Raw genomic sequence first — 25,763 nt, 5'->3', positions numbered from 1 at the left:
TCATGAGAGCTGTATTAAAAAATTACTGGGCCCTGTTAATTCCCATTGCCATATTAATTATAGCACTGATCTTTTTTGTAAAGAAGCCTGCTGCGCCGGATAAATCAGTGATAGGTATGGTAGACGCAGATTATGTAGATGTAGCGGCGGAATTTCCCGGAAGACTGGATAGCCTGTTGGTAAAGCAGGGGGACACCATCCGTAAAGGACAACTACTGGGTGTGCTCAGATCTACCGAAATAAATGCGATCCGTAACCAGGCGGAAGCTGCCATAGATGCCGCCAAAGGACAACTTACCCTGCTGCAGAAAGGTGCCAGGCCGGAAGCCATCAAAGCAGCGGACAACCTGTATAACATTACCCAGCAACAATATGAGCTGATGCAGAAAACATATCAGCGTATGCAGAACCTTTTTAATGATGATGTCATTTCCGGACAGGAAAAGGACCTGGTATATTTTAAACTGCAGGCCGCCAAAAAGGAAATGGAGACAGCCAAGCTAAATATGGATATGCTGCAACAGGGCAGCAGGCCCGAACTCATCACCACAGCGGCTGCCATCGTGCGACAGGCAGAGCAGGGCTATGAACTCACCAAAGCATTATCGGATAACACTTATATCCACGCGCCCTCAGATGGGATCATTACCTCCATGGTGATAGAAGAAGGAGAAATCGTTTCCATCGGTTATCCGCTGATGACCATACAGAAACCTGCCACTTATCATATTACCTATAACATCCGGCAGGATGATATGAAAGAATTTCCCATCGGCACTAAATTTAAGATGCGGGTACCGGGCTGTGAACCGGAAAGCTTTGACGCGGAAGTGTCCAAGGTATCACCATCCCTTACATTCGCTAACTGGGTACCGGTAAAAGATCAGGGCAAGTTTGAACTGCGTACTTTCACCGTTGACCTGAAACCCATCAATCAAGCCGATATCAGGGGACTGCGCCCAGGTATGACGGCCTCTATGATTCTGCCATGATGCTGCGTTCCATTATTAATATCACGATCAGGGAATGGAAGCGCATACTTACCCTCCCGGAGCATTACCTGGTATTGCTGGTATTACCGGCATTGGTATGCTTTCTATACGGATATATCTACCACAACCAGTTTGCCCGTGAGATGCCTGTCGCCATCTGGGATGAAGCCAACTCGCCCTTATCGCGCAAGTTTAGTTTCCTGCTGGAACAAACGGAAAGTATTCACATCACGCAACAGGTACATAATGAAGCTACCATTGAGGAAATGATGCAGCGGGGTGTGATTCAGGGAGCTATTCACTTCCCTGCCCGGATGGATGATCATATCAAGAGCCGGCAACCGGTATACATCACTCTGTATACTAACACTGCCGCGGTGGTAACGGGTAAGCTGATTTATAAAGATGCCGCGAAAGTATTGATCACCGCCGGTTCCGGGGTGACGTTGCAAAAATTTATGAAAACGGGTATGCCGGCAGGAAAGGCCATGGCGCTGGTACAACCCATCAAACTCAATTCCTATCTGCTCTATAATCCGCAATTCAGCTACCTGCAGTACCTGGTACCCGGTCTCATTGCGGTAGCACTGCAAATGATGATGATCATGGTGACGGTACTGGCCATCAACCTGGAAGGCCAGAGAGGTACGTTTGGGGAGCTGAAGGAAGTAGCCAACGGGTCCGCGTCTAATATCCTGTTGGGAAAAGGACTCGCATTTTTAAGTGTAAGCTGGTTGCATTATATCCTGGTCACCTGTATTGTGTATCCTGTTTTTGCCAGTGGGCGGATTGGTGGGTCCTGGGCGCTTTTCACCATCTTTACTCTCCTCATCCTGGGATGTATCAGTATAGGGTTTATGGTGTCTGCTATTGTCAGTGATGTAATGGTGTCCTGTGATCTTGGCCTGTTCTATACTTCCCCGGCTTTCGTATTCAGCGGGTTTACTTTTCCCCGCTGGGCCATGCCCTGGTACGACCAGTACTATGCCTGGCTGATGCCTTTTACCCCGTTTCTCGACGGATTTTTTAAAGTGTACTTTATGCAATTACCGTTGCATTACGTGCATAAGGAAATAGGGCAGTTGCTGATCTATATTATTGTCACATTCCCGGTGGCGCTGTTGTTTCTGCAGCGCAGATTGAATAAACTCCAATTGCAGCATGCGTGATTTTTTTCGTCATATTACCCGGTTGTTCCTGCGGGAAGTGAAGCTGGTAGCCAAAGACCATAGCCTGTTACTCACTTTGCTGATAGCTCCGCTCCTGTATGCATTTTTCTATGGCAGTATATATAGTTATAAGGTAGAAGAAAAAGTATTACTGGCCGTAGCAGATGATGATAAAAGTGAGTTGTCGCGCACTTTTCTGCAGCAGCTCACTAAAATGCAGATTGTAGAAGTGGTGGGGGCATTAGATTTAAAGGATGCCCAGGAGAAAATGTATTACGGGGAATGCCAGGGCTTTCTCTATATTCCTAATGGGGTGCAAAAGAAAGTACTGGCTTTGCAACAGGGAGATATTGTACTGGCCGTAAATGCTGCGCGGTTCCTGCCTTCCAGCGAACTGGCCGGCGCCATTACCACATTGGCACTCACAGTAGGGGCGGGCGTGCGATTAAAATACAATGAAAGGCAGGGACTGAATTCGCAAATGGCGATGCGGGAAACCCAGCCGGTGAATCTCGACTACCGCCCTATGTATAATCCCCGGTCCAGCTACGGAGCTTTCCTGTTGCCCGGTTTGCTGGCGCTGATCCTGCAACAGACTTTACTTATCGGCCTGGCGGAAAGCATGGCGCTTGATAAAGAGCGGTTGCAGATTCCCCAAATGGTAGGCGCCGGTGGAGGTGGGTTGTCTGCCACCCTCTGGGGCAAAGGACTTTTTTACATGATCCTTTTTTGTTGCTACGCCTTTTTCTTTATGACAGTTAATTATAGCACACTGGATATCCCTTTCCGGGGTCATGCCTTCGATGTGGCCGTAGTATTTTTCATCTTCTTTTTCACACTCATACCGCTGGGAATATGGCTGGGTAGCATGTTTCCGAGTCAGCTGATGGCCGCACAGATGATGGTTTTTTCTACCTACCCGGTATTTCTTATTGCCGGCTATGCCTGGCCTTATGAATCGTTGCCGGTGCCGTTGCAATGGCTCTCGTCTATGGTACCTACAACTCCGTTCCTCCGGGTGTACCAGTCTATAGTACAAACCGGCGGTACCCTGGCCGATAATATGCCGTCTGTACTGCATTTGCTGGGGCTATGCACTTTTTATACGTTGCTGGCGCTGCTGGGATTAAGACGTTTGAATAAGCAACAACAATCCCTATCTTTGTAACGGATGTATGCAATTGTAGATATAGAAACGACAGGCGGCCATGCCAGCGCCAATGGTATTACGGAAATCGCCGTTTTCCTGTATGACGGGAAGGAAATCACGCAGCATTACCAAACCCTGGTAAACCCCGGTATCCCCATTCCTTATTACATAGAATCACTGACTGGTATCAGTAATAGTATGGTAGCGGAGGCGCCGCCCTTTGAGGCGATTGCACCCCTGTTATATGATTTGCTGAAAGACCGGATCTTTGTGGCACATAATGTAAACTTCGACTACTCCTTTATAAAGCACCAGCTGGGCAACGCAGGCTACGACCTGCAATGCAAAAAGCTGTGTACGGTAAGACTGGGACGTAAAATATTTCCCGGTCTGAAATCCTATAGTCTCGGCAACATCTGCCGGCACTTTAGTATTCCGGTCAATGGCCGTCACCGTGCCGGTGGAGATGCAGAAGCCACCACACAGCTCTTCGGGCTGCTGCTGGCCAACGACAAAGAAAAGGTGATCGCCGCTGCCTTAAAGGTTGGATCCAAGGAACAGTTCCTGCCACCTAATCTGCCACCGGAACAGGTGAAGTCCCTGCCAGACCGACCGGGCGTATACTATTTCCATGACCAGAAAGGAAAGATCGTATATGTGGGCAAAGCCAAAGATCTGAAGAAGCGCGTCAATAGCCATTTTACAGGTAATAGCACCAGCCGGCAACGACAGAACTTTCTACGTGTTATTCATAGCATTACCCACCAGGAAACAGCTACGGAGCTAATGGCCTGTATATTGGAGTCGGTAGAGATCAAGCGCCTGTGGCCTGTTTTTAACTATTCCCAGAAAAGAGTAGAGTTCAGATACGGGTTCTACCTGTTCGAAGACCAGCAAGGTTACCTGAGACTGGCCATAGAAAAGAAACGGAAGTACTCACATCCGGTGCACAGCTTTAACCTGTTAATAGACGGACACCGGCTGTTACGCTCGCTCATCAAAGAATTCGAGCTATGCCCCAAATTGTGTTTCCTGCAGAAAGGCAATGGCACCTGTGCCGGCATTACCGCCGCTACCTGTAAGGGCGCCTGTGAAAAAACAGAAGCCCCGGCCACCTATAATGAACGTATGAAAGCGGCTATCGCCTTCTTACAGGAACAACAACCGTCTGTGATCATTGTAGACAAGGGCCGCCACAGCAACGAGAAAAGCTGCATCCTCATGGAGAAAGGCCGCTTTTACGGAATGGGCTATGTGCCTGCAGAAGTGAATACCGCCGAAGTAGAACAGCTCCGGGAATACCTGACCCCATACGCCGAAAATGAGGTGATCATCAGTCTGCTCAGACCATATGCCAGCAACAGCCGGCAGCTGGCGGGCATGAGCTAAATGATCTGTTTTACCGGCGACAGGAAAAAAAATTCTGTAATCGCAAAAAATCATGTGAATCCTGATTACTTTTGCAACTCGTAACCGTGATTTTCATCTTTAATTATTAATATTTTTTTATTCATGTTAGAGTCAAGTTTCAAATTGCCAGGTCAAACTGCCTTTTACAAAGGAAAAGTACGCGATGTTTACACCATTGAAGACAGGCTGATGGTAATGGTAGTAAGTGATCGTATCTCTGCATTTGATGTAGTATTGCCCCGCCCGATTCCATTCAAAGGTCAGGTGTTGAACCAGGTAGCCGCCATTATGCTGGAAGCTACTAAGGACATCGTTCCTAACTGGGTAAAATCATCACCACTGCCAAATGTAACGATCGGACTGAAATGTGAAACTTTCCCGGTGGAAATGGTGGTACGTGGAAACCTTACCGGCCACGCCTGGAGAACTTACAAATCCGGCGAGCGTGTACTGTGTGGTGTTACCATGCCGGAAGGACTGAAGGAAAACGACTTCTTCCCAACACCAATCATTACCCCAACTACCAAAGCGCACGAAGGACATGATGAAGATATTTCCCGTGAAGAAATCATTGCGCAGGGATTGGTAAGCAAAGAAGACTACGAGCAACTGGAAAAGTATACCCTTGCATTGTTTGAAAGAGGTAAGGAAATGGCCAAAGCACGTGGACTGATCCTGGTAGATACCAAATACGAATTTGGTAAAATCGGTGATACCATCTATGTGATTGATGAAATTCATACACCAGATTCTTCCCGTTACTTCTATGCCGAAGGCTACGAAGAAAACCAGAAAAATGGTGCACAGCAGAAACAGCTCAGCAAAGAGTTTGTTCGCGAGTGGCTGATGGCAAATGGTTTCCAGGGTAAAGACGGACAACAGGTACCGGTAATGACAGATGAATTTGTAAGCAGCGTAAGTGAGCGTTACATTGAACTGTTTGAAAATATTACTGGTCAGAAATTTGTGAAAGAAGAAGTAGCGGCTGCGGATGCAGAATCCAGAATAATAGCTGCACTGAAAAGTTTATAATCATTTAATCGCTCCGGTGTTGCGTGAATGCCGGAGCGATTTTATCCCTTATGTGCACGATGAAACTACAATTACTCTCCGCGGCATTTTGTTTGTTAAGCATTACCGCTTGTAACAATGGCACCAAATCTCCCAAAGAATTAAGCTCCGCTGAAATACTGGAACACGCTGGAAAAGCTCCAGGCATGAATGCCGGCAACGGCACCTTCACCGTGCAAACACCTGAAGGCTGGACCAAGAAAGATACGGTGATCAGCCGGGTAGAATATACCTTCATGATGGCGCCATTGCAGCCAGGCAACGCATTTCAGGCCAATGTAAATATCATTACCCAGGAGCTGAAAAGTGGCTCTACGCTGGATAAATACATGGCTACCACCCAACAGGAAATGCAAAACTACTTCGACAACTACCAAAAGCTCGACGATGGAGAACGCACCGTGACCGATGTGAAAGCGAAATGGATGAAATGCCAGTATGTTCACAAGGAAACGGGAACAAAACTGAATATAGTCGTAACGATACTGGTAAAGAATAATATTGCTTACGCCATTACGCTGACTACCCTTGCCGATGAACTTGAAAAATATGCGCCACAACTGGATGGAATACTGAATTCCTTCGCAGCGAAATAAGCGAAGAGCTTAAGGCAGAAAGCAAAAAGCTATTGTAGCGAAGACTTAAGCGTATTGGTATATAATCGCTTCTATCTTGGCTACAATAGCTTTTTGCTTTCTGCCTTCCGCTTTCTGCTACTTATACCTTAATTTTGTTCCTAAAGCATTCACCATTGAAACACCTTGCTGCACTTAATAAATATTTTCTCTCTAATAAATGGCGACTGATCCTGGGATTGTTGTTTACGGCGATATCCATTGTGTTCAGCGTTTTTCAGCCTATTATGGTCAGACAGATTTTTGATCTGCTCTCCCACAATATTGATGAATACAGACTGTTGAGCGATACACCGCTGAAAGGTGCGTTCCGGGCGGATTTTACCCATGTACTGGCATTTTATGGCGTCAGTATTCTGATCTTTGCATTACTCAGTGGATTCTTTCTTTTTCTGCAAAGACAAACACTGATCGTGATGAGCCGCCATATAGAGTACGACCTGAAGAACGAAGTATATCAGCACTATCAGAAGCTGGACCTGAATTTTTTCAAGATGCATCGTACCGGTGACCTGATGAGCCGTATTACGGAAGACGTATCACGTGTACGCATGTACGTAGGACCGGCTATCATGTATGCTTCCCGTACCTTGTTTCTCATTGTGATCATTGTGTACCTGATGCTGGAAGTAAATCCTTTACTGACGCTATACACCTTGTCACCGCTGCCTTTGCTGGCATTGACCATCTACTACGTTAACCGGATCATTCACCGGAAAAGCGAAAGGATACAGTCACAGTTGTCTAATATCACTTCCATTGCACAGGAATCATACAGCGGCATCCGGGTGATAAAATCCTACATACAGGAAGATGCCAGTGCGAAACATTTTGAAGAAGCCAGCGAAGCGTATAAAGACAGCTCTATTAGTCTCGCGAAGACGGATGCCCTGTTTCAGCCTACCATGGCCTTAATGATTGGTTTAAGCGTTATACTCACCATTTTCATTGGTGGTATCCAGGTGATTCATGGCAACATCACTGTGGGCAACCTGGCAGAGTTTGTGATTTATGTGAACATGCTGATGTTTCCCTTCTTCTCCATTGGAATGGTGGCGTCTATGATACAACGTGCGGCTGCCTCACAGCAACGTATAAACGAATTTTTACAGATGGAGCCGGTTATTAAGGATGCGCCCAATGCCAAAGCTGCGAAGCTGCAGGGAGGAGTACGACTGGAAAATGTAACCTTTACTTATCCGCATACCGGTATTACCGCCATCAGTAATTTCAATCTGCACATTGCACCCGGGCAGAAAGTGGCGATTATCGGGCGGACAGGTTCAGGCAAGAGTACGCTGGCCCAATTGCTCATCCGTATGTACGATCCGCAGAAAGGAAAGGTAATGGTAGATGAGCATGATGTACGTTACCTGGAACTGTCTAGCCTGCGTGGTCAGGTCAGTTATGTACCACAGGACGTGTTCCTGTTTTCCGACAGCATTGCCAATAACATTCGGTTCGGAGATCCTTCTGCTAATTTGCAGACCGTACAAACGGCCGCCAGACAGGCATCTGTAGAAAAGGATATTCTCGGTTTCAATGAAGGGTTTGATACGGAAATAGGAGAGCGGGGTGTAACACTCAGCGGCGGACAGAAGCAGCGTATTTCCATCGCCCGCGCCCTCATCAAGGATCCGCATATTCTCATCTTTGATGATTGTTTGTCTGCCGTAGATGCACGTACTGAAAAAGAGATCATAGGCAACCTGTACGCCTATCTGAAAAATAAAACTGCTATCATCATTACCCACCGCATCTTTGCGTTATTTGAATTCGATAAAATCATTGTGCTGGATGAAGGAAAGATAGTAGAAGAAGGTACGCATAATGATTTATTATCATTGAATGGATATTACGCAGAGTTATACGCGCGCCAGCAATCCGGAGAAGACGAAAGCGTAACTGAATAACAATCATGTTCTTGTATATCCCCTACGGAGGCCGGTTACACGCGGCTTTTATGATTTTTCAAAATCATTTAAAAATATTTTGATATTTGTAAAACAATAGTATATTTGTCTCTTATTGTAACAGGATTTGATTCGTTAACACTTAAATCTATCAACTGTGGCGTACGAAAACAACAATCAACAGGAAAGAAACAATGATAGCATCTTTTCTAAACGATTGAAAGCGGGCAAAAGAAGAACGTACTTCTTTGATGTAAAGACCACTCGGGGAAACGACTATTTTCTTACTATAACAGAAAGTAAGAAACGTTTTAATGACAACGGTTATGACAGGCACAAAGTATTCCTGTACAAGGAAGACTTTAACAAGTTCCTGAACGCACTAACCGAAACCATCAACTATGTTAAGACTGAGTTGATGCCCGATTTCGACTTTGATGCCTACAACCATGATTATGTGCAGGAAGAACAGGACGAAACAGAAGCAGATGGATCTGAAGTACGCGCTTCAGCCGCTGTGGAAGAAGAAGTTGTTCCTGTTGAGGCGTCAGTAGCCGCCCCGGCTTCACATAGCTCAGATGAGGTAGACAAATGGTAAGATTTTTTACTTAAATTTTTTACTTAAAAATAATAGGCAACCCCCGGATTTCTCCGGGGGTTTTTCTTTGTAGTATAAAGAAAAAAAGGGGAAGGCTTTCGCTTTCCCCTTTCTCTTTATGTATGGTACAAAGTTCTATGCTTTGGTCCGCATCCCTTTCCAGGCATTGATCAAACCATTGGTACTCGCATCATGATTTAACACAATGTCATTATTCTCCAGCTCCGGCAGTATTTTGCTGGCTAATTGTTTACCCAGTTCAACACCCCATTGATCAAAGCTATAGATATTCCAGATCACGCCCTGCACGAAGATCTTATGTTCGTATAGGGCTATCAGTGAGCCCAATGAGCGGGGAGTAATTTTCTTTAGCAGGAATGAGTTGGTAGGACGGTTGCCACTGAATATTTTTGAAGGTAATATCTTGGCAATTTCATCTGCCGGTACATTATCCTTTTCCAGTTTGGCACGTACTTCCGCTTCGGTTTGGCCGTTCATCAGTGCTTCCGTTTGTGCAAAGAAGTTGGACAACAGTTTAACATGATGATCACCGATAGGGTTATGACTGATAGCCGGTGCGATAAAGTCGCAGGGGATCAGGCGTGTACCCTGGTGAATGAGTTGGTAGAAGGCATGTTGTCCGTTGGTACCTGGTTCACCCCATACAATAGGGCCGGTTTCATAACTAACGGGCTTGCCTGAACGATCTGCTGATTTACCGTTGCTTTCCATATTTCCCTGCTGGAAATACGCAGCAAAGCGGTGCATGTACTGGTCGTAAGGAAGGATTGCTTCTGTAGCGCTGCCAAAGAAGTTACCATACCAGATACCTATCAGCGCCATGATGGCGGGAATATTCTGTTCCAGTGGTGTACGGGAGAAGTGATTATCTGCCGCATGTGCACCATCCAGTAATTCGGTGAAGTTTTCGAAGCCAATAGTCAGCGCTATAGACAAGCCAATAGCGGACCAGAGGGAGTAACGGCCACCTACCCAATCCCAGAATTCAAACATGTTGGTTGGATCAATACCAAAAGCAGTTACTGCTTTTTCGTTGGTAGATAATGCCGCAAAATGTTTGGCTACAAACTTTTCGTCTTTTGCATGTTCCAGGAACCAGCTGCGCGCAGTATGTGCGTTAGTCATGGTTTCCTGTGTGGTAAAGGTTTTGGAGGCTATCAGAAACAGCGTTTCATCCGGTGTTATTTTCTTCAACGTTTCAGCAATGTGGGTGCCGTCTACGTTTGAAACAAAGTAAGTCTGAATATTTGGTTTCCAGTAAGGCTTCAGTGCCTCTGTTACCATTACCGGGCCGAGGTCGGAGCCACCGATACCGATGTTTACAATATAACGTATAGGCTTGCCCGTATATCCTTTCCATTCACCGGAATGTATCTGGCGGCAGATGTGATCCATTTTGTTCAGTACTGCTTTTACATCCGGCATTACATCGCGGCCATCCAGTAAAACGGGTTTATCCGAAGTGTTACGCAAAGCAGTATGCAGTACAGCACGGTTTTCCGTTACATTGATTTTCTCTGCACCAAACATAGCTTTGATAGCATCCGCTACGCCGCATTCTTCGGCGAGGCTTAACAGCAGGCTGCGTGTATCTTCAGTGATGATATTCTTGGAATAATCAAAAAGGATGTCTTCAAATTGTAGAGAGAACTCACCGAAGCGTTCTTTATTTTCCATAAACAAGGCGCGCATATGCACCTTTTTCATTTCTTCGGCGTGCTTCTTTAAAGCATCCCACGATTTAGTGGTAGTTGGATTGGTAGATGGAAACATAGTATTGTATATATTAAATGCGCATCAAAAATAATCTTTTAGTATCAGGATTTCTGTTTCCTGTAGAATTGCCAGGAAATTGTTATAGCAATAATTCCAATGGCAATGATGCAGGTATGGATAATAGAATTCTCATCCATCACGTCTGCCGCTTTTCTTTTTACCAGGATGCCATAAAATGCCCATACACTAACAAGCGCGTAAACAATATTGTTGCGTAGTAGTATCATGGCCATACTGGCGAGTGTGCCTATGCCTATCATGATAATCGTCCATATAATCTGGTTGTGCAGGTTGCCTTCCCAGCCGGCATACACCAGCAGCGTGGTCAGGTTGGCGATAGTGGCAATAGCGATCCATCCAAGGTAAAGACTGAAAGGAAAATGAATGAATATTTTTTCGGGCAGGGTAGCAGGGGTGGTACCTATACCAAAGTTCAGCTGGATAATCACCAGAGAGATCAGCAGCATCAACATAATAACCATACTCACAGGTATCAGGTGATAGTGCCACGCAAATAGCCAGCAGGCATTGGTTACTGATGAAATGAGAAACCAGTCTTTCATTTTTTGCATCAGTCGTGAGAGTGCTTCAGGATGTTTATCAGAGAATGCCAGCCATAGTTGATAAATAATAAATGCAAGTAGTGAAAGATAGATAATGCTCCATATAAAAAACGTGAAACCTGCCGGTACAAAAAGGTTGGGATATTCCTCCGAGATCTGTGCAGTAGTTTTGCCGTTAATGGGAAGTGCCACTGCCAGTACGTTTGCAGCTATCGTTATAATATACCCTAGTGTGTTGAATATGGATTTATTTTTGAAGTGGAGGGTTTCATGGCTTACCATAATAAATAGGTACTTTTTATAATATTAGCGACATGGTTACCATGTTGTCACGCAAATATTATGCTAAAATGGACAATAAAACAAAGTTCTGAGACATTAGCAGATATCTATATTTTTACATACATTTGCCAGCTATGACAGCTGAGCAACTTAAAGCTATGAGGGACCGTTTATATGTCCTGGGAGGTTTTCTTTAACGTACCTGACCGATTAGCTAAAATTGAAAACGACAAACAACTAAGCCTGGCGCCCGGATTCTGGGATGACAACGTCAGAGCCACTTCGATTCTGAAGGAAATTAAGGTAAACAAATATTGGGTTGACCTTTACGATCATGTAAACGCTGCTATCGATGATAGTGCCGTATTGAATGATTTTTTCAAAGAAGGAGAAGCTTCCGAGGAAGAAGTAGAACAGGCCTATGGTGCTGCTGTAGCGGCATTGGATGATCTGGAATTTAAATCTACTTTGAACCAGCCGGAAGATGAAATGCCTGCAGTATTAACCATTAACTCTGGTGCAGGCGGCACGGAAAGCCAGGATTGGGCTGAAATGCTGCTGCGTATGTACCGCATGTATGGTGAAAAACAAGGTTGGAAAGTATCAGAAATTGATACACAATATGGTGATGGTGCCGGGATTAAATCCGCTACACTGGAGTTTGATGGTGACTTTGCTTACGGTCACCTGAAAGCAGAAAGCGGTGTACATCGTTTGGTACGTATTTCACCATTTGATTCCAATGCCCGCCGGCACACGTCTTTTGCCTCCGTATATGTGTATCCGTTAGTAGACAATACTATCGAGATTGCTGTCAACCCCGCAGACCTGGAATGGGAGTTTTACCGTTCAGGTGGTAAGGGCGGACAGAACGTAAACAAGGTAGAAACAGCCGTACGTTTGAAGCACGTTCCTTCAGGTATCATCATCGAATGTCAGCAGGCACGTACACAGGGAGAGAACCGTGAAAAGGCACTCACCATGTTAAAGTCACGCCTGTATGAAGAAGAGATCCGTAAAAGAGAAGAGCTGAAAAATGCAGCCAACGCCAACAAGCGCAAAATCGAATGGGGCTCACAGATCAGGTCATACGTATTCCATCCGTATAAAATGATCAAAGACCACCGTACAGATTTTGAAGTAGGTAACGTAGGTCCTGTTATGGACGGCGAACTGAACGGATTTGTCAAAGCATATCTGATGATGCAGAAGGAAGAGGACAATAATTAATAAGTATCTACTAATAATTAATAAGCGCGTAGGCATTGTAACCATTAATTTTGCAGCGGAAACAAAACACGTAATCATTTGTTTATTTGGTTGTTTGTTGCCTGGATGTTTCATTCAGCAGACAAATAACCAAATAAACGAATATTAAAATCAGGTTACAATGAATACAGGATACTTTGAGTACGCAGCGCCAGCTAATGAGCCTGTGTTGTCTTATGCGCCCGGTTCCGCTGAGAGAATTGCACTAAAGAAACAATTAGCCGCATTTAAGGGAGAAGTAGCTGATATACCAATGTACATCGGCGGTAAAGAAGTTCGTACAGGTAATACCGTAGACCTGCGTCCCCCGCATGAAACCAAACACAAATTAGGTCAATTCCATATGGGTGATGCCACTCACGTGAAATCCGCCATCGCAGCAGCTTTGGAAGCACGTGAAAAATGGGCTGATATGGATTGGGAACAACGTGCCGGCATCTTCCTGCGTGCCGCAGAACTCCTCGCCACCAAATACCGCTACCACATCAACGCTGCTACTATGCTCGGACAAAGCAAGAATGCTTACCAGGCTGAAATAGACAGTGCTTGTGAACTGATCGACTTCCTTCGTTATAATGTACACTTCCTGAGCGAGATTTACCGTCAGCAGCCGGTATGTGCGCCTGGTATCCATAACAGGGTAGAATACCGTCCACTGGAAGGTTTCGTACTGGCCGTAACACCGTTTAACTTTACCGCTATTGCCGGTAACCTTCCTGCCTCTGCTGCCATGTGCGGCAACGTGGTAGTATGGAAACCCGCCAATACCCAGGTATTTGCTGCACAGGTATTCATGAAGGTAATGATCGAAGCAGGTTTACCTGATGGCGTTATCAACCTGGTATACGCCGGCGGCCCGCTTATCGGCGAGATCTGCTTTGCAGATCCTCACTTCGCAGGTATCCATTTCACCGGTTCTACAGGTGTATTCCAGACCATGTGGAAGACCATCGGCGAAAACATCCATAAATACAAAACTTATCCGCGCATCGTGGGTGAAACAGGTGGTAAAGATTTCGTGCTCATTCACAAATCAGCCGATGTAGATATTGCCGTTACGGCTTTAGCCCGCGGCGCATTCGAATACCAGGGCCAGAAATGTTCTGCTGCCTCCCGTGCATACATACCAAACAATCTTGCTGACGATATAAAATCAAAATTAGTAGCTGAACTGAAAACCATGAAAATGGGGACTACAGAAGATTTCAGCAACTTTATCAACGCAGTGATCGATGAACGTTCTTTCGATAAAATCGCGAAGTACATCGATAATGCGAAACAAGATCCTGCAGCGAAAATCATTGCAGGCGGTAACTACAATAAATCAGAAGGTTACTTTATTGAACCTACTGTCATTGAAACCACCGATCCTAAGTATGTAACCATGTGTGAGGAAATCTTCGGACCAGTGCTGACTATCCATGTATACGAAGCAGATAAATTCGAAGAGATCATGCAGATCGTAGATACCACTTCCGAATACGCATTAACCGGTGCTATCATTGCACAGGATCGTTATGCAGTGGAACTGGCTACCCGCAAACTGGTTAACAGTGCAGGTAACTTCTACATCAATGACAAGCCAACCGGCGCCGTAGTAGGACAGCAGCCATTCGGCGGTGCCCGCGCATCCGGTACCAACGATAAAGCAGGTTCTATGTTGAACCTCTACCGTTGGTTGAGTGCAAGAAGCATCAAAGAAACTTTTGTACCAGCTACCGATTACCGGTATCCGTTCCTGAAAGAAGCTTAGTAAATGTTCATGATTTATATGAAGGCGGTGGATCTATATCCATCGCCTTTTTTGTACCTTGCAGCCTCAATTGACAATCACGGAAATTATGCAGGCAGATATCATTAAAACGTACTTCACTGAACATCATAAACAACGCCGGGTAGCGGACCTGGAGCAACGTCTCCTCGCCGACGGGACTCCAGACCCGGAAGCCAGCATCGCTGCTGCCAAAGGATTTGATGAATATTTCAGGAAGCAAATGCGTACCACCGGCGTCAAAGCAGGTATCTTTCTCGTAGTTGCCTTCATCATGCTGATCCGCGTAATTACCCTCACCAACCGTGAAGAAGGCAGCTTTATGCAGGTATCTTTTTCCCTTGCCCTGGTAGCTTTTGCGCTGGTGCGCGGATTGATATGGGGCATTCAGCTATTTGCGCTGAAAGAAGAGATCAGCACGTTTAAAGACTTAAGACGTTTATAGTATCTCAACTTCCCGGATAGCCTGGCACTATTGCATTTTCTGCAAGGCAGCCAGTGACTCCGTTACATGTTTTTCTCCATCACGCATTGAGTTAAACTCATGTACCACCACGCCTTTCTTATCTACTATATAAGTAACACGACCCGGAATCACAAAAGTTTTAGGCACACCAAATAATTTGCGCACTTCATTTTTAGGATCGCTCAACAGGGTGAAAGGAAGGTTATGATGCGTGGCAAAGCTTTTATGAGAAGCTACATCATCAGAACTGATACCTATTACCATGGCACCGTATTTCTGAAAATCCTGGAAGGAGTCACGGAATGAACATGCTTCTTTGGTACATACACTGGTTTCATCTTTTGGATAAAAATAAATGACCAGGGGCTGTTTACCCAGCACGGTATTGATATCAAAAGTTTTTCCATTCTGATCCTGTAAGGAGAAGGCGGGTATTTTATCTCCTGTTTTAATTTGCGCCTGGGAATTGGTGCCCCAGAGCTGGAAGAAAGCGGCCATAGTTATAATTGACTTAATAAGTTTCATATCTGAATATTGATACCGCTAAAGTACGAAGAGAAGGGGAGTCCGGCATCTTCTTTTCTTACACTATCTGTTATTTAAAATTAATATATAATATAAGAATAGTATCAAAAAGGAAATATTCCATTGTTTATCAAGCTTTTCTCATATTCAGCTTTTTATCTGTTGCATTTAATCATTATTTTTGGCGCCTAAAACGTTGTGTTTTGAAAACCATACTAAACGGCAAGCAGATGGCTATCACGATAGACAGGCTTTGTCACCAGTTGATAGAAAATCATTTACAGTTTGAACAAACCGTGCTGATTGGACTGCAGCCGAGGGGAATTTATTTAGCCGGCAGAATTCATCAGACCTTGTTGAAATTGGTACCAGGTGCGCATATCGACTACGGTAAACTGGATATTACTTTTTACCGGGACGACTTTAATCAAAGCAAAACGTTGCATGTACCCAGTGAAACGAGTATTGATTTTTCCGTAGAAAATAAAAAGGTGGTGTTGATAGATGATGTGTTGTATACAGGTCGCACGATCCGCTCTGCCCTGGATGCAATGCTGGATTTCGGCCGGCCTGCCTCTGTGGAGCTGCTCACGTTGATCGACAGACGTTTCAGCAGACAGCTACCCATTCAGCCCGACTATACCGGACGTACCATTGATGCCCTCATTTCCCAGAAAGTAAGGGTATTATGGAACGAAAGAGATGGTAATGACGAAGTAATTCTAATTGACTAAAATGAATCCGGATTTCAGAATTCAGATTTCACCCTTTATATTTGCACATTAATGTCACTTTCTGTAAAACACTTACTCGGAATTCGCGATCTGCAGCGCCAGGATATAGAGCTTATTTTTCAAACAGCCGACCAGTTTAAGGAGGTTTTACAAAGGCCTATTAAAAAGGTTCCTACGCTACGCGATACAACAATTGTTAATTTATTTTTTGAGAATTCTACCCGCACACGTATCTCTTTTGAGTTAGCGGAAAAGCGTCTGGGTGCAGATACCGTTAATTTCTCTGCCTCCGGATCTTCTGTATCCAAAGGAGAAACGCTGATAGACACCGTCAATAACATCCTGTCCATGAAAGTGGATATGGTGGTGATGCGACACTCTGCCAGCGGTGCGCCGCATTTCCTGGCCAAGCACATCCATGTGCCGATCCTCAATGCAGGCGATGGTATTAATGAACATCCCACGCAGGCATTGCTGGATGCTTTCTCTATCCGCGAAAGACTGGGTAGTGTAGAAGGCAAAAAGGTAGCCATCTGTGGCGATATCATGCACTCCAGGGTAGCGCTCTCCAACATCTACTGCCTCAAGAAACTGGGCGCAGAAGTAACCGTGGTAGGTCCGCCCACGCTGATCCCCAAATACATGGCCGCCGCACTCGGTGTAAACGTTAGCTACAACATCCGCGAAGCGTTGCAATGGTGCGATGTAGCCAATGTGTTGCGTATTCAGCTGGAAAGACAAAACACACCTTTGTTCTCTTCCCTCCGGGAATACTCCCTGGCTTACGGTGTAAACCGCCAGCTGCTGGATAGTCTGAATAAAGAAATTGTCATTATGCACCCCGGACCCATTAACCGTGGTGTGGAAATAAATTCTGATGTGGCAGACTCTGGTCAGTCCATCATCCTGGACCAGGTAGAAAATGGCGTGGCTATTCGTATGGCAGCGTTGTATTTGCTGGCAGGTAAGAAGACCGAATAGTATTTTGTCTTTGTCCAGGATTATAATGATTACACTGATTTTTATTTTGAGTTATAAAAGTAAAAGATGAGGGGAAATATAAGCAGATAATCGCTTATGTCTCCCCTCATCTTCTATCTTCAAAAAAAGGAATCAGTGTAATCATTATAATCCCGGACAAAGATAAAATCCGCTTAAAAACTTACCCCCAGCCCGATTGTATAGGAGCGAAAAAACGGATATACATTCCCGTTATACCCACCTGCCTGTTCCGGATCATAATATTTTATCTTCATCTTCGTCGTTTCCCATAAGTCCTGCCCTGAGAAATAAATACGCAAACTGCTTACGCGGATTTTCTGTAGCCACTCTTTCGGTATGGTATAACCCAGTTGAAGGTTTTTAAGCCTGATATAAGCCCCATTCATTACCCAGTGGGAAGATGGCACCGTATTATGTTGATCGTTGAGATATAAGCGTGGAAAGAGTGCATCAGGATGTTCCGGTGTCCAATAGTCCTGGTTAATATCCCAGGGTTGCTGCGACGTACCGGTAAACGGTATATTATAACGGGGATCGGGCATTACTTTGCGGTTAGACACCCCCTGGAAGAAAACAGAAAAATCAAATCCTTTCCAGGCAAACCCGGCATCTATACCATAGGAAAACTGCGGATCCGTACTGCCCAGGTATACCAGGTCGGCGTTATCTATTTTGTTATCACCGTTGATATCTTTATAACGGAGGTCACCGGGACCCGTTTGCGCGCTCTGGTAGGCATGTTGCTGTACATCGCCGGCTGTCTGGAAATAACCGTCGGACTGGTAGCCGAACAGTGAAGAGTAAGGATAACCGGCTATTCCCTGGTTCCAGCCTGCCTGAGGGGCAACGTTGTCATTACGCAATACTTTATTCTGGCTGTTAAACAAATTGGCGTTGATATACCAGGTAAATGGTCCACGGTCATCTCTCCAGCCTGCATTAATTTCCCAGCCCCAGGTTTTCATTTCTCCCCGGTGGAAGGCCATGGGCCACGCGCCTTCTGTAGAAGCAGTCAGCACCGGGATTTGCATATCCCTGTTTCGTTTAACAAAATAATCTGCAGCCAATGTTAGCCGGCCACGGAAAAGCGTGGCATCCCATCCGTAGTTATTTGTAGAGATATTTTCCCAGCCATGTGCCTGTATAACCGGATTCTTATAAACGAATGGAAGCATACGCCAGGAGTTATTAAAAGTAAAGGTCTGTAACCGCTCGTCATTAGGGATGCTGTTCCAGCTGTTCACATTCCCCAGTCTGCCCCAGGACCATCTCAGTTTAAACTCGTTAAAAAAGGGAAGCGCACGATTGAACCAGGTTTCATTATTTAAGCGCCATCCCGCAGAAAAAGAAGGGAATGCCTGCCATTGTTTGCCACCCTGAAAGGAGGTACTGTATTGTGTTAAACGGGCGCCTATCAGGTTTGCTTCGAGCAGGTAACGATTATCGTAATTGTAATTCAGCTTGCCGAAGAAAGATTGCAGAGAACCGGTGGCAGCTAATAACTGCGTGTATTCGGGAGCGTTAGTAAAATTGTTGTTGCTGATATCGGCTGGCGCAACATTGTATGAGGCATCCGTATGCTGTGTTGTTTTATAGGTCTCCTGCGTATAGCCCCCCAACAGATGAACATTGTGTTTTTCTTTTTTAACATCATAGTCGGCCAACACCTGCAGGTTACCGCCTTTGGCTACCAGCCTGCTTTTCTGGAGCAGGTTATCGGGTTGTACCAGGAAAGCCGTATCTACACGATTCCATAAAGCAATCGTATTTCTTCCGAGATTATCCTGCAGCGTGTGTTGCTGCGGGCTATAAATAACCCGCAGGGTAAGGCCTTTGGCAAGACTATCGGCCCGCAGGGTAAATACGGCATCGGCGTAGTTGTTTTTTTCATCCCGCTCGCCACCATCTGCCAGTACCGGGTAGGTAGGTGCTGCACCATAGGCATAATGATTAGTATTGGGCACGTATACCGGTACATTACCAGGTCCGCGGTAAAGCCCGGCCAGTAAGCCTTTGGGGCCTTCTACTGCCTGCGAGGGAGAAAAGGTATTTGTTTGTGCGTAGGATAAACGTGTTTCCAGGCTGAAGTGTTTATTGAAACGATTGTTCATGCTAGCGCGTGCGTTCACGCGGTGGGTTCTGTCGGGGCCAACAGCGAAAAGCCCTTGTCTGCCGAAATAACCTACAGATGCGGCAAACTGGTTGGAACTATCCCCTCCTTTAACCGACACATTATAATTCTGAATAGCCGTTTTACTTTTTGTGAGTACGGGTATAGGATCAAAATTGTAGTAGTATTTATAATTATCCGGATGCTGGTAATCTATTGCATAATGGTTGCCGGATTGCATCAGCGCAATTTCAGCGGGATCCCATGGGGCTGACTCACCGGCATTTACAGCGGCTTCGTTTTGCATGGTGGCGGCTTTCCAGGATGGCAAACGGTTGGGTAAACGAATAGGTGTTTCAAATCCGGCGAGGGTATTGAAATCAACTTTGAGTTTACCGGGTTTGCCGGTGCGGGTGGTCACCAGCACTACGCCACCAGCGCCGCGAGCGCCATAAATGGAGGCGGCTGAAGCATCTTTCAGGATAGACACTGATTCAATGTCATCCGGATTTAATACGGCTAGGGAACCAGGTACACCGTCTACTATAATAGGGGTATTGCCAGAAGCTGAGCTCACACCCCTTACCTGGATATTGAATCCTTCGCGTCCGGGTTGTCCGTTGCTGCGGGTCACTACCAGGCCGGTGGCAGTGCCTTGTAATGCAGCCATCACGTTGGCTACGGGTCTGCTTCTGAGGCGTACACCATCTACCTGTGCAATGGAGCCGGTGATATTGGCCCGTTTTTGTAAGCCGTATCCCAATACGACCAACTCATTGAGTTTTCGAAGATCGGGTTGCAGGAGGACGGAAATATTTCTGCGTTCGCGGACATAAATTTCTTTTGTTTCAAAGCCAATCAGGGACACTTGTAACGCGGCCTGACCATTGACGACCTCCAGTTTAAACGTACCATTCTCTGAGGTGGCCGTACCGTTGGTGCTGCCTTTCTCCCGGATAGATACTCCGCTCAGTGGTTGCATACCATCGCTGACAGTGCCCGTAATGGTCCATTTGTTACTGTCGGAATTTCTATTATTAGGAGGTGTGATGTCTAATGCGGCAGTGTTAAGGGGGATGACGATGATCTGCCCGTCTTTTATTTCTACTTTATATTTGGCAGAAGGGAAGATACTGGGTAGTACTTCCTGCAAGGTAGCATTATGCACATGTAAGCTAACGCCGTGGCGGGTTTCCAGTTCTTCTGAAGATATAGCAAAAGTGTATTTGGTTTGTTTTTCTATTTCCCGGATTACTGTTTTGAGACTGGCATTGCTAAACTGGAGGGAAATTCTTTTGGGTTGGGCAACAGGATTCTGAGCCATAGCTACAGCATTGGCCAATACCAGGATAACAACGAAAATAAAATCAGGCACGCACCCAAACCTGGTATTGGAGCAACGCGCCTGTAGCAATAAATGCTGCATAAGCAAGAGGTCAGGCGCGTATTAGTAGATGTCTACCAGGTCGTTTTTATGCGTAATATTAATTTGCAGGGTTTTTCTCATAATGTCCAGTACCTCATCCAGCGACATATTCGGGAAGGTAGCCAGCAGCTTTTTATCAGCCAGTTGCTGATTGCTGATCTTTATCTGCACATTATAAAAATCTTCCAATGACGCCGCTACTTCATTCAGCGGGGTATCATCGAAGGTCAGGGTCCGGGTTTTCCAGGCCAGGATGTTATTATTCTTTTTGTGTATGCGGGTGTCAATTGTATTGCCATTATGCTTCAGAGAGGCTTCTACACCGGGGGTGAGAATAACTTTTTTCTCTGTGCCTTTGTAGGCAGCACTTACTTTTCCGGACTGCACGAATACTTTTACGCCACTGTTGGCGGCTTTCACGTTAAAGGCGGTACCCAGTACCTGTACTTCTACTTCAGGGGCATTTACAATGAAGGGGAGTGCATCATTCTTTGTCACATCAAAAAAAGCTTCTCCCTTATCTATTTTAATCAGTCTGTTTTCCTTTCCAAATCCGCGCGCATAGCGTATTTGCGTATGTGCGTTCAGATACATCATAGAACCGTCCGGCAGGCGCAGGCTATCCTGTTGTTGTGTGGTGGCATATGTTTTATAACCACCAGGTCCGAGCCAGGTCCATGTGCCGGCTATAACCAGTACTGCAGCGGCTGCCCACCAGTATCTCCGGTTCATTTTAATGACACGGGTGTTGGTGATGGCCGGAGATGTAGTAGATACCGGCACCTTGTCCAGCGTGGCGTTGAGCTCCTGCCATTTTCCATGTGTATCGAAAGTGGAGGCGGCAGGGAGCGGATCGCCATGCCACATCGCTTTCATATCCAGGAAAATATCCAGGTTACCAGCGTCCTGTTGAATCCATTCGTTGAGCAATTTTTTGGACTGCTCATTTTCCGGATCCTCCAGGTAACGGACTACTATATCTATGTCAGTTTGATTATTCATGGCTACTTATTAGTAATACAACCAGGGAACGTTATACCATTAAGCGGTAAGAAAAAAAATTTTGGCTGGGATCATGATTTATTAATCAGATCCACCCGTAATCGTTTTAAAGCTGTGGTAAGATGGGCGTATACCGTATTAATAGAGATGTTTAATTGTTCTGCGATTTCGGCCGGTGACAATCCTTTAAGACGGCTCATTTCAAAAACACGGCGACATTGATCCGGTAATTTCTCGAGCGCGGTACGATATTGTGCTTCCAGTTCTTTATGTTCCAGCAGGGAGTGATTATTTGCTGCCTGGTTGGCATGGAGCATTTGTTCTTTAGTATACACTTCCTGGCGTTGTTCTTTTTTTATACGGTTTAAACAGGTGTTCACCGTAGCTCTCGCCAGGTAATGATTAATAGGGGCTCTTTCATCCAGATTTTCCGCACCTTTCCACAAATTGAGGAAAACATCCTGTACCATATCGTTAGCATCATCTTCGTTCTTCACATACCTCACAGCAATATTATACATAGAAGGGGCGAACTGTTTATAAACAGCTTCAAATACATCTTTGTTTCTGCTCCGGATGCCTTTTACTATTTCGTCATTACTCAATTGCAACATGCTTTTGATCTTTTGTATTTGTTTCCGTAGTGCGAAGATAATTTTTAAAATTACTAATTACGAACGCTTACCTGTTTCCCGCTCCGTATTCTTTTTTTCACTTTAACATTTCTTTGACTAATGGTAAGTGAATATCTGGATGTATTGTTAGTATACGGCAGCCAACGATGAGGGCATATATCAAAAACCATGCACATCTATCAGGGCCGGATAAAAGTCATCATTAAATATTAACCATACAAAAAATTGAATGCCATGAAAAAATCAATTGTAGGAATGCTCGCATTAGCAACAATGGTAGTAGGAATGTCCGCTTTTAAAAGTGCAGACGTAGCCGCAGTAAAGTCAGTAGACAGCACCGCCGCAATGGTGGATTCAATCGCAGGCGTAGACTCTCTTGTTCGCCTGGACTCCATGAAAGTTTATGGACTCGATTCTTTGCAGAGTGTAGATTCTTTACAAAGTCTTGACTCCTTAAAAGGTACAGACTCATTAATGAGATTTGATTCCTTACAACGTGTAGATTCTTTACAAGGTCTCGATACACTGAAAAGTGTAGCCGTAGAAGGTGGTTCTATCACCGGTAAAATTACACCTGCTGACGGTGCTACTGAAGTAGAAGCCGTAAATGGTGCAGATAAGCTGAAAGGCGCTATCTCCCAGGGTGCATTTACCATCCCTGCTGCAAAAGCCGGTGCTTATACTATTACCATTCTCGGTAAAAGCCCATACAAAAATGCCGTGATCAAAGATGTAAAAGTAGAAGACGGAAAGGCTACTGACCTGGGCGAAATTAAACTGGAGCAATAGTCTGAATTAAAATTGAAATAGCAACCAACAACACAACATCATGCAATGTGGAAACCCATTTTGTTTGATCCAGGGGGACCCGATACGGTCCCTCTTTTTTTGCCCCGTAACGAAATCTGAAAATGATTTTTGGGATCTTGGGCAGACGCATCTATATTAGATGCTGATAAAAATCGATTCATGCGTACCATCATCCTTCTCACCATTTCCAATACTTTTATGACTTTTGCCTGGTATGGCCACCTTAAACACCAGGACGTAGCCCTCTGGAAGGTGATCCTCATCAGCTGGGGCATCGCTTTCTTTGAGTACTGCTTCATGGTGCCGGCCAACCGCTATGGCGCCCAGGAAGGGTTCAGCGGCTTCCAACTGAAAACCATACAGGAAGTCATCACCCTTACCGTTTTCAGCATTTTTGCAGTCACCTTTCTGAAAGAACCCCTCCGCTGGAACTACCTGGTGTCCTTTTTCTTCCTGATAGGAGCAGTTTATTTTATGTTTAAAAAGTAGGGAGGAGAAATGACTGCCATCTCAATGCAGCAGCGTCCGCTATATTGGCCAGATAATACATTACATAAAAAAAGATGTAAAACAATATTAATTTAATATTAATCCGTATTATCTTTAGGGATCAACTTTCAACCAAAAACGAAATCATTGAGGGAAGAAGCTAATATACAGCTACTGGTGGAACGGGTGGCATCTTTAGGGGATGAGCAGGCTTACAAAGCGTTGTTCAGGTTGTTTTACAAACCATTGAGTCAGTTTGCCTATTCCATCATCAAATCCTGGGAGTCTGCAGAAGAAATCGCATCAGATGTATTTATGAACGTCTGGAATCACAGGGAGCGGTTACTTCAGGTAGAGAACCTCCGGGTATACCTCTATGTTTCCACTAAAAATATTGCCCTCAATTATCTAAATAAAGCCGCACGTACCCAACATTTCAGTCTGGACGAACTGGCCGTGGATTTCAGCGTAAGCTACGCTACCCCGGAACAGATCTTCATTTCCGGTGAAATGGTTAAAAGAATAGAAGCGGCCGTGAATGGCCTCCCTCCAAAAAGAAAAATGATCTTTAAGCTCATCCGGGAAGATGGTCTGAAGTATAAAGAGGTAGCCCAAATCCTCGATATCTCTGTGAATACCATTGATGTACACATGGCCCAGGCTCTCAAAAAAATCAGCGAGGTCATTAACCTCTCCTTTATCAAAACAAAATAATTTTAATTTTTTTTTAGATGGAGTAGTAGATTTTCAAAATTTACTTGTCCTTCTATATAATCATGCTTTTGTATCATACACATGGAACAGGAAAGAATATGGCTTTTGATGGGAAGAAAGGTATCGGGCGAAGCCACGATGGGAGAGTTGCGTGAGCTGGAAGAGCTGTTGCAGAAGGATCCGGACCTGAGATATAAACTTTCCGTTTTAAGCAGCTGGCCACAACCAGCCAATAGTGAAGAATGGGATCATAAAATAGATAATGCCCTGGAAAGGCATCTTCATAAAATGGAGATGACGCTTCCATCGGCAGAACTGCCCGTAAAAAGAGAAGGCAGGAATATCCGCAAAGTCGTATCCGTATTATCGGTACTGGTACTGTTACTGGGAAGCTATTGCGTTTACCTGCTAGCAAGCAAAGCCCCGCTGAAAGGCGACAAGAAGGCGATGGCCGCTATTTTTACCCGTGATGGTTCCCGCTCTAAAGCACAACTACCGGATGGGACAGAAGTATGGCTCAATGGAGGCAGCCGTTTAACCTATAATCCTGATATGAACAACCTGGACGACCGGGAAGTGACGCTGGAAGGGGAAGCTTTTTTTGATGTTGCAAAGAATGCCGGGAAACCATTTTATATCCATACCACTAAGATGGGCATAAAAGTATTGGGTACTTCTTTTAACGTCAAAGCCTATACGCAGGATCAGACAACGGAAGCTACTCTTATCACTGGTGCGGTGGAAGTAACCCTGAATGATGGACTGGAACGGAATGTGAAATTGTTGCCGAATCAAAAAATTATCCTGCAGCACAGCAACGGAAGCAAATTAACCAAACCCAACCTGGTAGCAGGTTATAGAGTAGAAACGATTCGCAGTAATCAACCCGATAGCATGGTGGTGGAAACCGCCTGGCGTGATAATTTCCTCATATTTGATAACGATAAGTTCGATGATATTGCCCTTAAAATGGAACGCTGGTATGGAATTAAGATACATCTCGGCGACAGTTTAAAGAGCTACCATTTTACAGGCACATTTAAAGATGAATCGTTTCCGGAAGTATTGGAAGCGCTGAAGGTTACAACAACATTTCATTTCCGGATAGTGAGTAATGAAGTATTTATTACCCAATAAGGGGTAGAAAAAAAACTAAAAATCGATACCGCTCATATAAAAAAAGGGCAAATGCTGCAAACATTTACCCCCTTTGTTGAGATCAAACGGCAG

The 25,763-nt window shown here is 45.0% G+C and carries 23 protein-coding genes; 17 read left to right on the top strand and 6 right to left on the bottom strand.

Going from position 1 to position 25,763, the window contains the following annotated elements; genetic code table 11:
* Positions 1-2: 2 nt before the first annotated feature.
* From AC1DCV_RS19060 to AC1DCV_RS19025, 8 genes are all read left to right on the top strand, one after another.
* Positions 3-992, top strand: a complete 990-nt coding sequence (locus tag AC1DCV_RS19060; protein WP_477024640.1) for an HlyD family secretion protein — start codon at positions 3-5, stop codon at positions 990-992.
* Positions 989-2,161 (top strand): ABC transporter permease, encoded by a 1,173-nt coding sequence (locus tag AC1DCV_RS19055; protein WP_477024639.1) that lies wholly within the window; start codon positions 989-991, stop codon positions 2,159-2,161. The genes AC1DCV_RS19060 and AC1DCV_RS19055 overlap by 4 nt, the downstream gene beginning before the upstream one ends.
* The gene (locus AC1DCV_RS19050; RefSeq protein WP_477024638.1) at positions 2,154-3,329 is read left to right on the top strand and encodes an ABC transporter permease; all 1,176 of its coding nucleotides are present in this window, start codon (positions 2,154-2,156) and stop codon (positions 3,327-3,329) included. The genes AC1DCV_RS19055 and AC1DCV_RS19050 overlap by 8 nt, the downstream gene beginning before the upstream one ends.
* A gap of 3 nt (positions 3,330-3,332) precedes the next feature.
* Positions 3,333-4,700, top strand: a complete 1,368-nt coding sequence (locus tag AC1DCV_RS19045) for an exonuclease domain-containing protein (RefSeq protein WP_477024637.1) — start codon at positions 3,333-3,335, stop codon at positions 4,698-4,700.
* Between the two features lie 123 nt (positions 4,701-4,823).
* Complete coding sequence (locus AC1DCV_RS19040; protein ID WP_477024636.1) at positions 4,824-5,753, top strand: phosphoribosylaminoimidazolesuccinocarboxamide synthase; 930 nt, start codon at positions 4,824-4,826, stop codon at positions 5,751-5,753.
* A 59-nt stretch (positions 5,754-5,812) separates the two neighbouring features.
* Entirely contained in the window at positions 5,813-6,388 is a 576-nt protein-coding gene (locus tag AC1DCV_RS19035; RefSeq protein ID WP_477024635.1) for a DcrB-related protein, read from the top strand.
* Positions 6,389-6,543: 155 nt separating this feature from the next.
* Positions 6,544-8,340 carry an ABC transporter ATP-binding protein gene (locus tag AC1DCV_RS19030; RefSeq protein WP_477024634.1) on the top strand — a complete coding sequence of 599 codons (1,797 nt, stop codon included), beginning with the start codon at positions 6,544-6,546 and terminating at the stop codon, positions 8,338-8,340.
* A gap of 157 nt (positions 8,341-8,497) precedes the next feature.
* A complete protein-coding gene (locus AC1DCV_RS19025; protein ID WP_133809646.1) occupies positions 8,498-8,938 on the top strand; it encodes a DUF3276 family protein in 441 nt (146 codons plus the stop codon).
* A 135-nt stretch (positions 8,939-9,073) separates the two neighbouring features.
* On the opposite strand, the gene pgi is transcribed toward AC1DCV_RS19025, so the two are convergent.
* A complete protein-coding gene (gene pgi, locus AC1DCV_RS19020; RefSeq protein WP_477024633.1) occupies positions 9,074-10,732 on the bottom strand; it encodes a glucose-6-phosphate isomerase in 1,659 nt (552 codons plus the stop codon).
* 44 nt (positions 10,733-10,776) lie between these two features.
* Positions 10,777-11,580 (bottom strand): hypothetical protein, encoded by an 804-nt coding sequence (locus AC1DCV_RS19015; RefSeq protein ID WP_477024632.1) that lies wholly within the window; start codon positions 11,578-11,580, stop codon positions 10,777-10,779.
* Between the two features lie 134 nt (positions 11,581-11,714).
* Here AC1DCV_RS19015 and prfB point away from each other — a divergent pair.
* From prfB to AC1DCV_RS19000, 3 genes are all read left to right on the top strand, one after another.
* Positions 11,715-12,810, top strand: a protein-coding gene (gene prfB / locus AC1DCV_RS19010) for a peptide chain release factor 2 (protein ID WP_441575015.1) whose coding sequence is annotated in 2 segments (ribosomal slippage) — positions 11,715-11,774 and positions 11,776-12,810 — 1,095 coding nt in all. Because the reading frame shifts where the segments join, the coding sequence is not laid out codon by codon here.
* A gap of 160 nt (positions 12,811-12,970) precedes the next feature.
* Positions 12,971-14,602: an L-glutamate gamma-semialdehyde dehydrogenase gene (pruA, locus tag AC1DCV_RS19005; protein WP_477024631.1), complete on the top strand. Its 1,632-nt coding sequence runs from the start codon at positions 12,971-12,973 to the stop codon at positions 14,600-14,602.
* 88 nt (positions 14,603-14,690) lie between these two features.
* Complete coding sequence (locus AC1DCV_RS19000; RefSeq protein ID WP_477024630.1) at positions 14,691-15,065, top strand: hypothetical protein; 375 nt, start codon at positions 14,691-14,693, stop codon at positions 15,063-15,065.
* Positions 15,066-15,092: 27 nt separating this feature from the next.
* On the opposite strand, the gene AC1DCV_RS18995 is transcribed toward AC1DCV_RS19000, so the two are convergent.
* Positions 15,093-15,611 carry a peroxiredoxin gene (locus AC1DCV_RS18995; protein WP_477024629.1) on the bottom strand — a complete coding sequence of 173 codons (519 nt, stop codon included), beginning with the start codon at positions 15,609-15,611 and terminating at the stop codon, positions 15,093-15,095.
* Positions 15,612-15,814: 203 nt separating this feature from the next.
* Between AC1DCV_RS18995 and pyrR the strand changes: the two genes are divergently transcribed.
* Both pyrR and AC1DCV_RS18985 read left to right on the top strand, forming a co-directional pair.
* Positions 15,815-16,345, top strand: coding sequence for a bifunctional pyr operon transcriptional regulator/uracil phosphoribosyltransferase PyrR (gene pyrR / locus AC1DCV_RS18990; protein WP_441575019.1), 531 nt, complete (start codon positions 15,815-15,817; stop codon positions 16,343-16,345).
* 51 nt (positions 16,346-16,396) lie between these two features.
* Entirely contained in the window at positions 16,397-17,326 is a 930-nt protein-coding gene (locus AC1DCV_RS18985) for an aspartate carbamoyltransferase catalytic subunit (protein WP_477024628.1), read from the top strand.
* Positions 17,327-17,499: 173 nt separating this feature from the next.
* On the opposite strand, the gene AC1DCV_RS18980 is transcribed toward AC1DCV_RS18985, so the two are convergent.
* The 3 genes from AC1DCV_RS18980 to AC1DCV_RS18970 form a co-directional block, all read right to left on the bottom strand.
* On the bottom strand, positions 17,500-20,883 hold the full coding sequence (locus tag AC1DCV_RS18980) for a SusC/RagA family TonB-linked outer membrane protein (RefSeq protein WP_477024627.1): 3,384 nt from the start codon (positions 20,881-20,883) through the stop codon (positions 17,500-17,502).
* A gap of 21 nt (positions 20,884-20,904) precedes the next feature.
* Positions 20,905-21,885 carry a FecR family protein gene (locus AC1DCV_RS18975; RefSeq protein ID WP_477024626.1) on the bottom strand — a complete coding sequence of 327 codons (981 nt, stop codon included), beginning with the start codon at positions 21,883-21,885 and terminating at the stop codon, positions 20,905-20,907.
* A 71-nt stretch (positions 21,886-21,956) separates the two neighbouring features.
* Positions 21,957-22,499, bottom strand: a complete 543-nt coding sequence (locus AC1DCV_RS18970; RefSeq protein ID WP_441575022.1) for an RNA polymerase sigma-70 factor — start codon at positions 22,497-22,499, stop codon at positions 21,957-21,959.
* A gap of 255 nt (positions 22,500-22,754) precedes the next feature.
* Here AC1DCV_RS18970 and AC1DCV_RS18965 point away from each other — a divergent pair, with 255 nt between their 5' ends.
* The 4 genes from AC1DCV_RS18965 (at position 22,755) to AC1DCV_RS18950 (ending at position 25,670) form a co-directional block, all read left to right on the top strand.
* Entirely contained in the window at positions 22,755-23,309 is a 555-nt protein-coding gene (locus AC1DCV_RS18965) for a carboxypeptidase-like regulatory domain-containing protein (RefSeq protein ID WP_477024625.1), read from the top strand.
* Between the two features lie 180 nt (positions 23,310-23,489).
* Positions 23,490-23,819 carry a DMT family protein gene (locus tag AC1DCV_RS18960; RefSeq protein ID WP_106531455.1) on the top strand — a complete coding sequence of 110 codons (330 nt, stop codon included), beginning with the start codon at positions 23,490-23,492 and terminating at the stop codon, positions 23,817-23,819.
* Between the two features lie 147 nt (positions 23,820-23,966).
* Positions 23,967-24,533: an RNA polymerase sigma factor gene (locus AC1DCV_RS18955; protein WP_477024624.1), complete on the top strand. Its 567-nt coding sequence runs from the start codon at positions 23,967-23,969 to the stop codon at positions 24,531-24,533.
* Between the two features lie 108 nt (positions 24,534-24,641).
* On the top strand, positions 24,642-25,670 hold the full coding sequence (locus tag AC1DCV_RS18950) for a FecR family protein (RefSeq protein ID WP_477024623.1): 1,029 nt from the start codon (positions 24,642-24,644) through the stop codon (positions 25,668-25,670).
* Positions 25,671-25,763: the final 93 nt, after the last annotated feature.

The sequence above is a fragment of the Chitinophaga sp. 10T418 genome (assembly GCF_056394125.1).
Note: the sequence above shows the minus strand (reverse complement) of the source record. Positions and strands in the feature narration are given on the sequence as shown.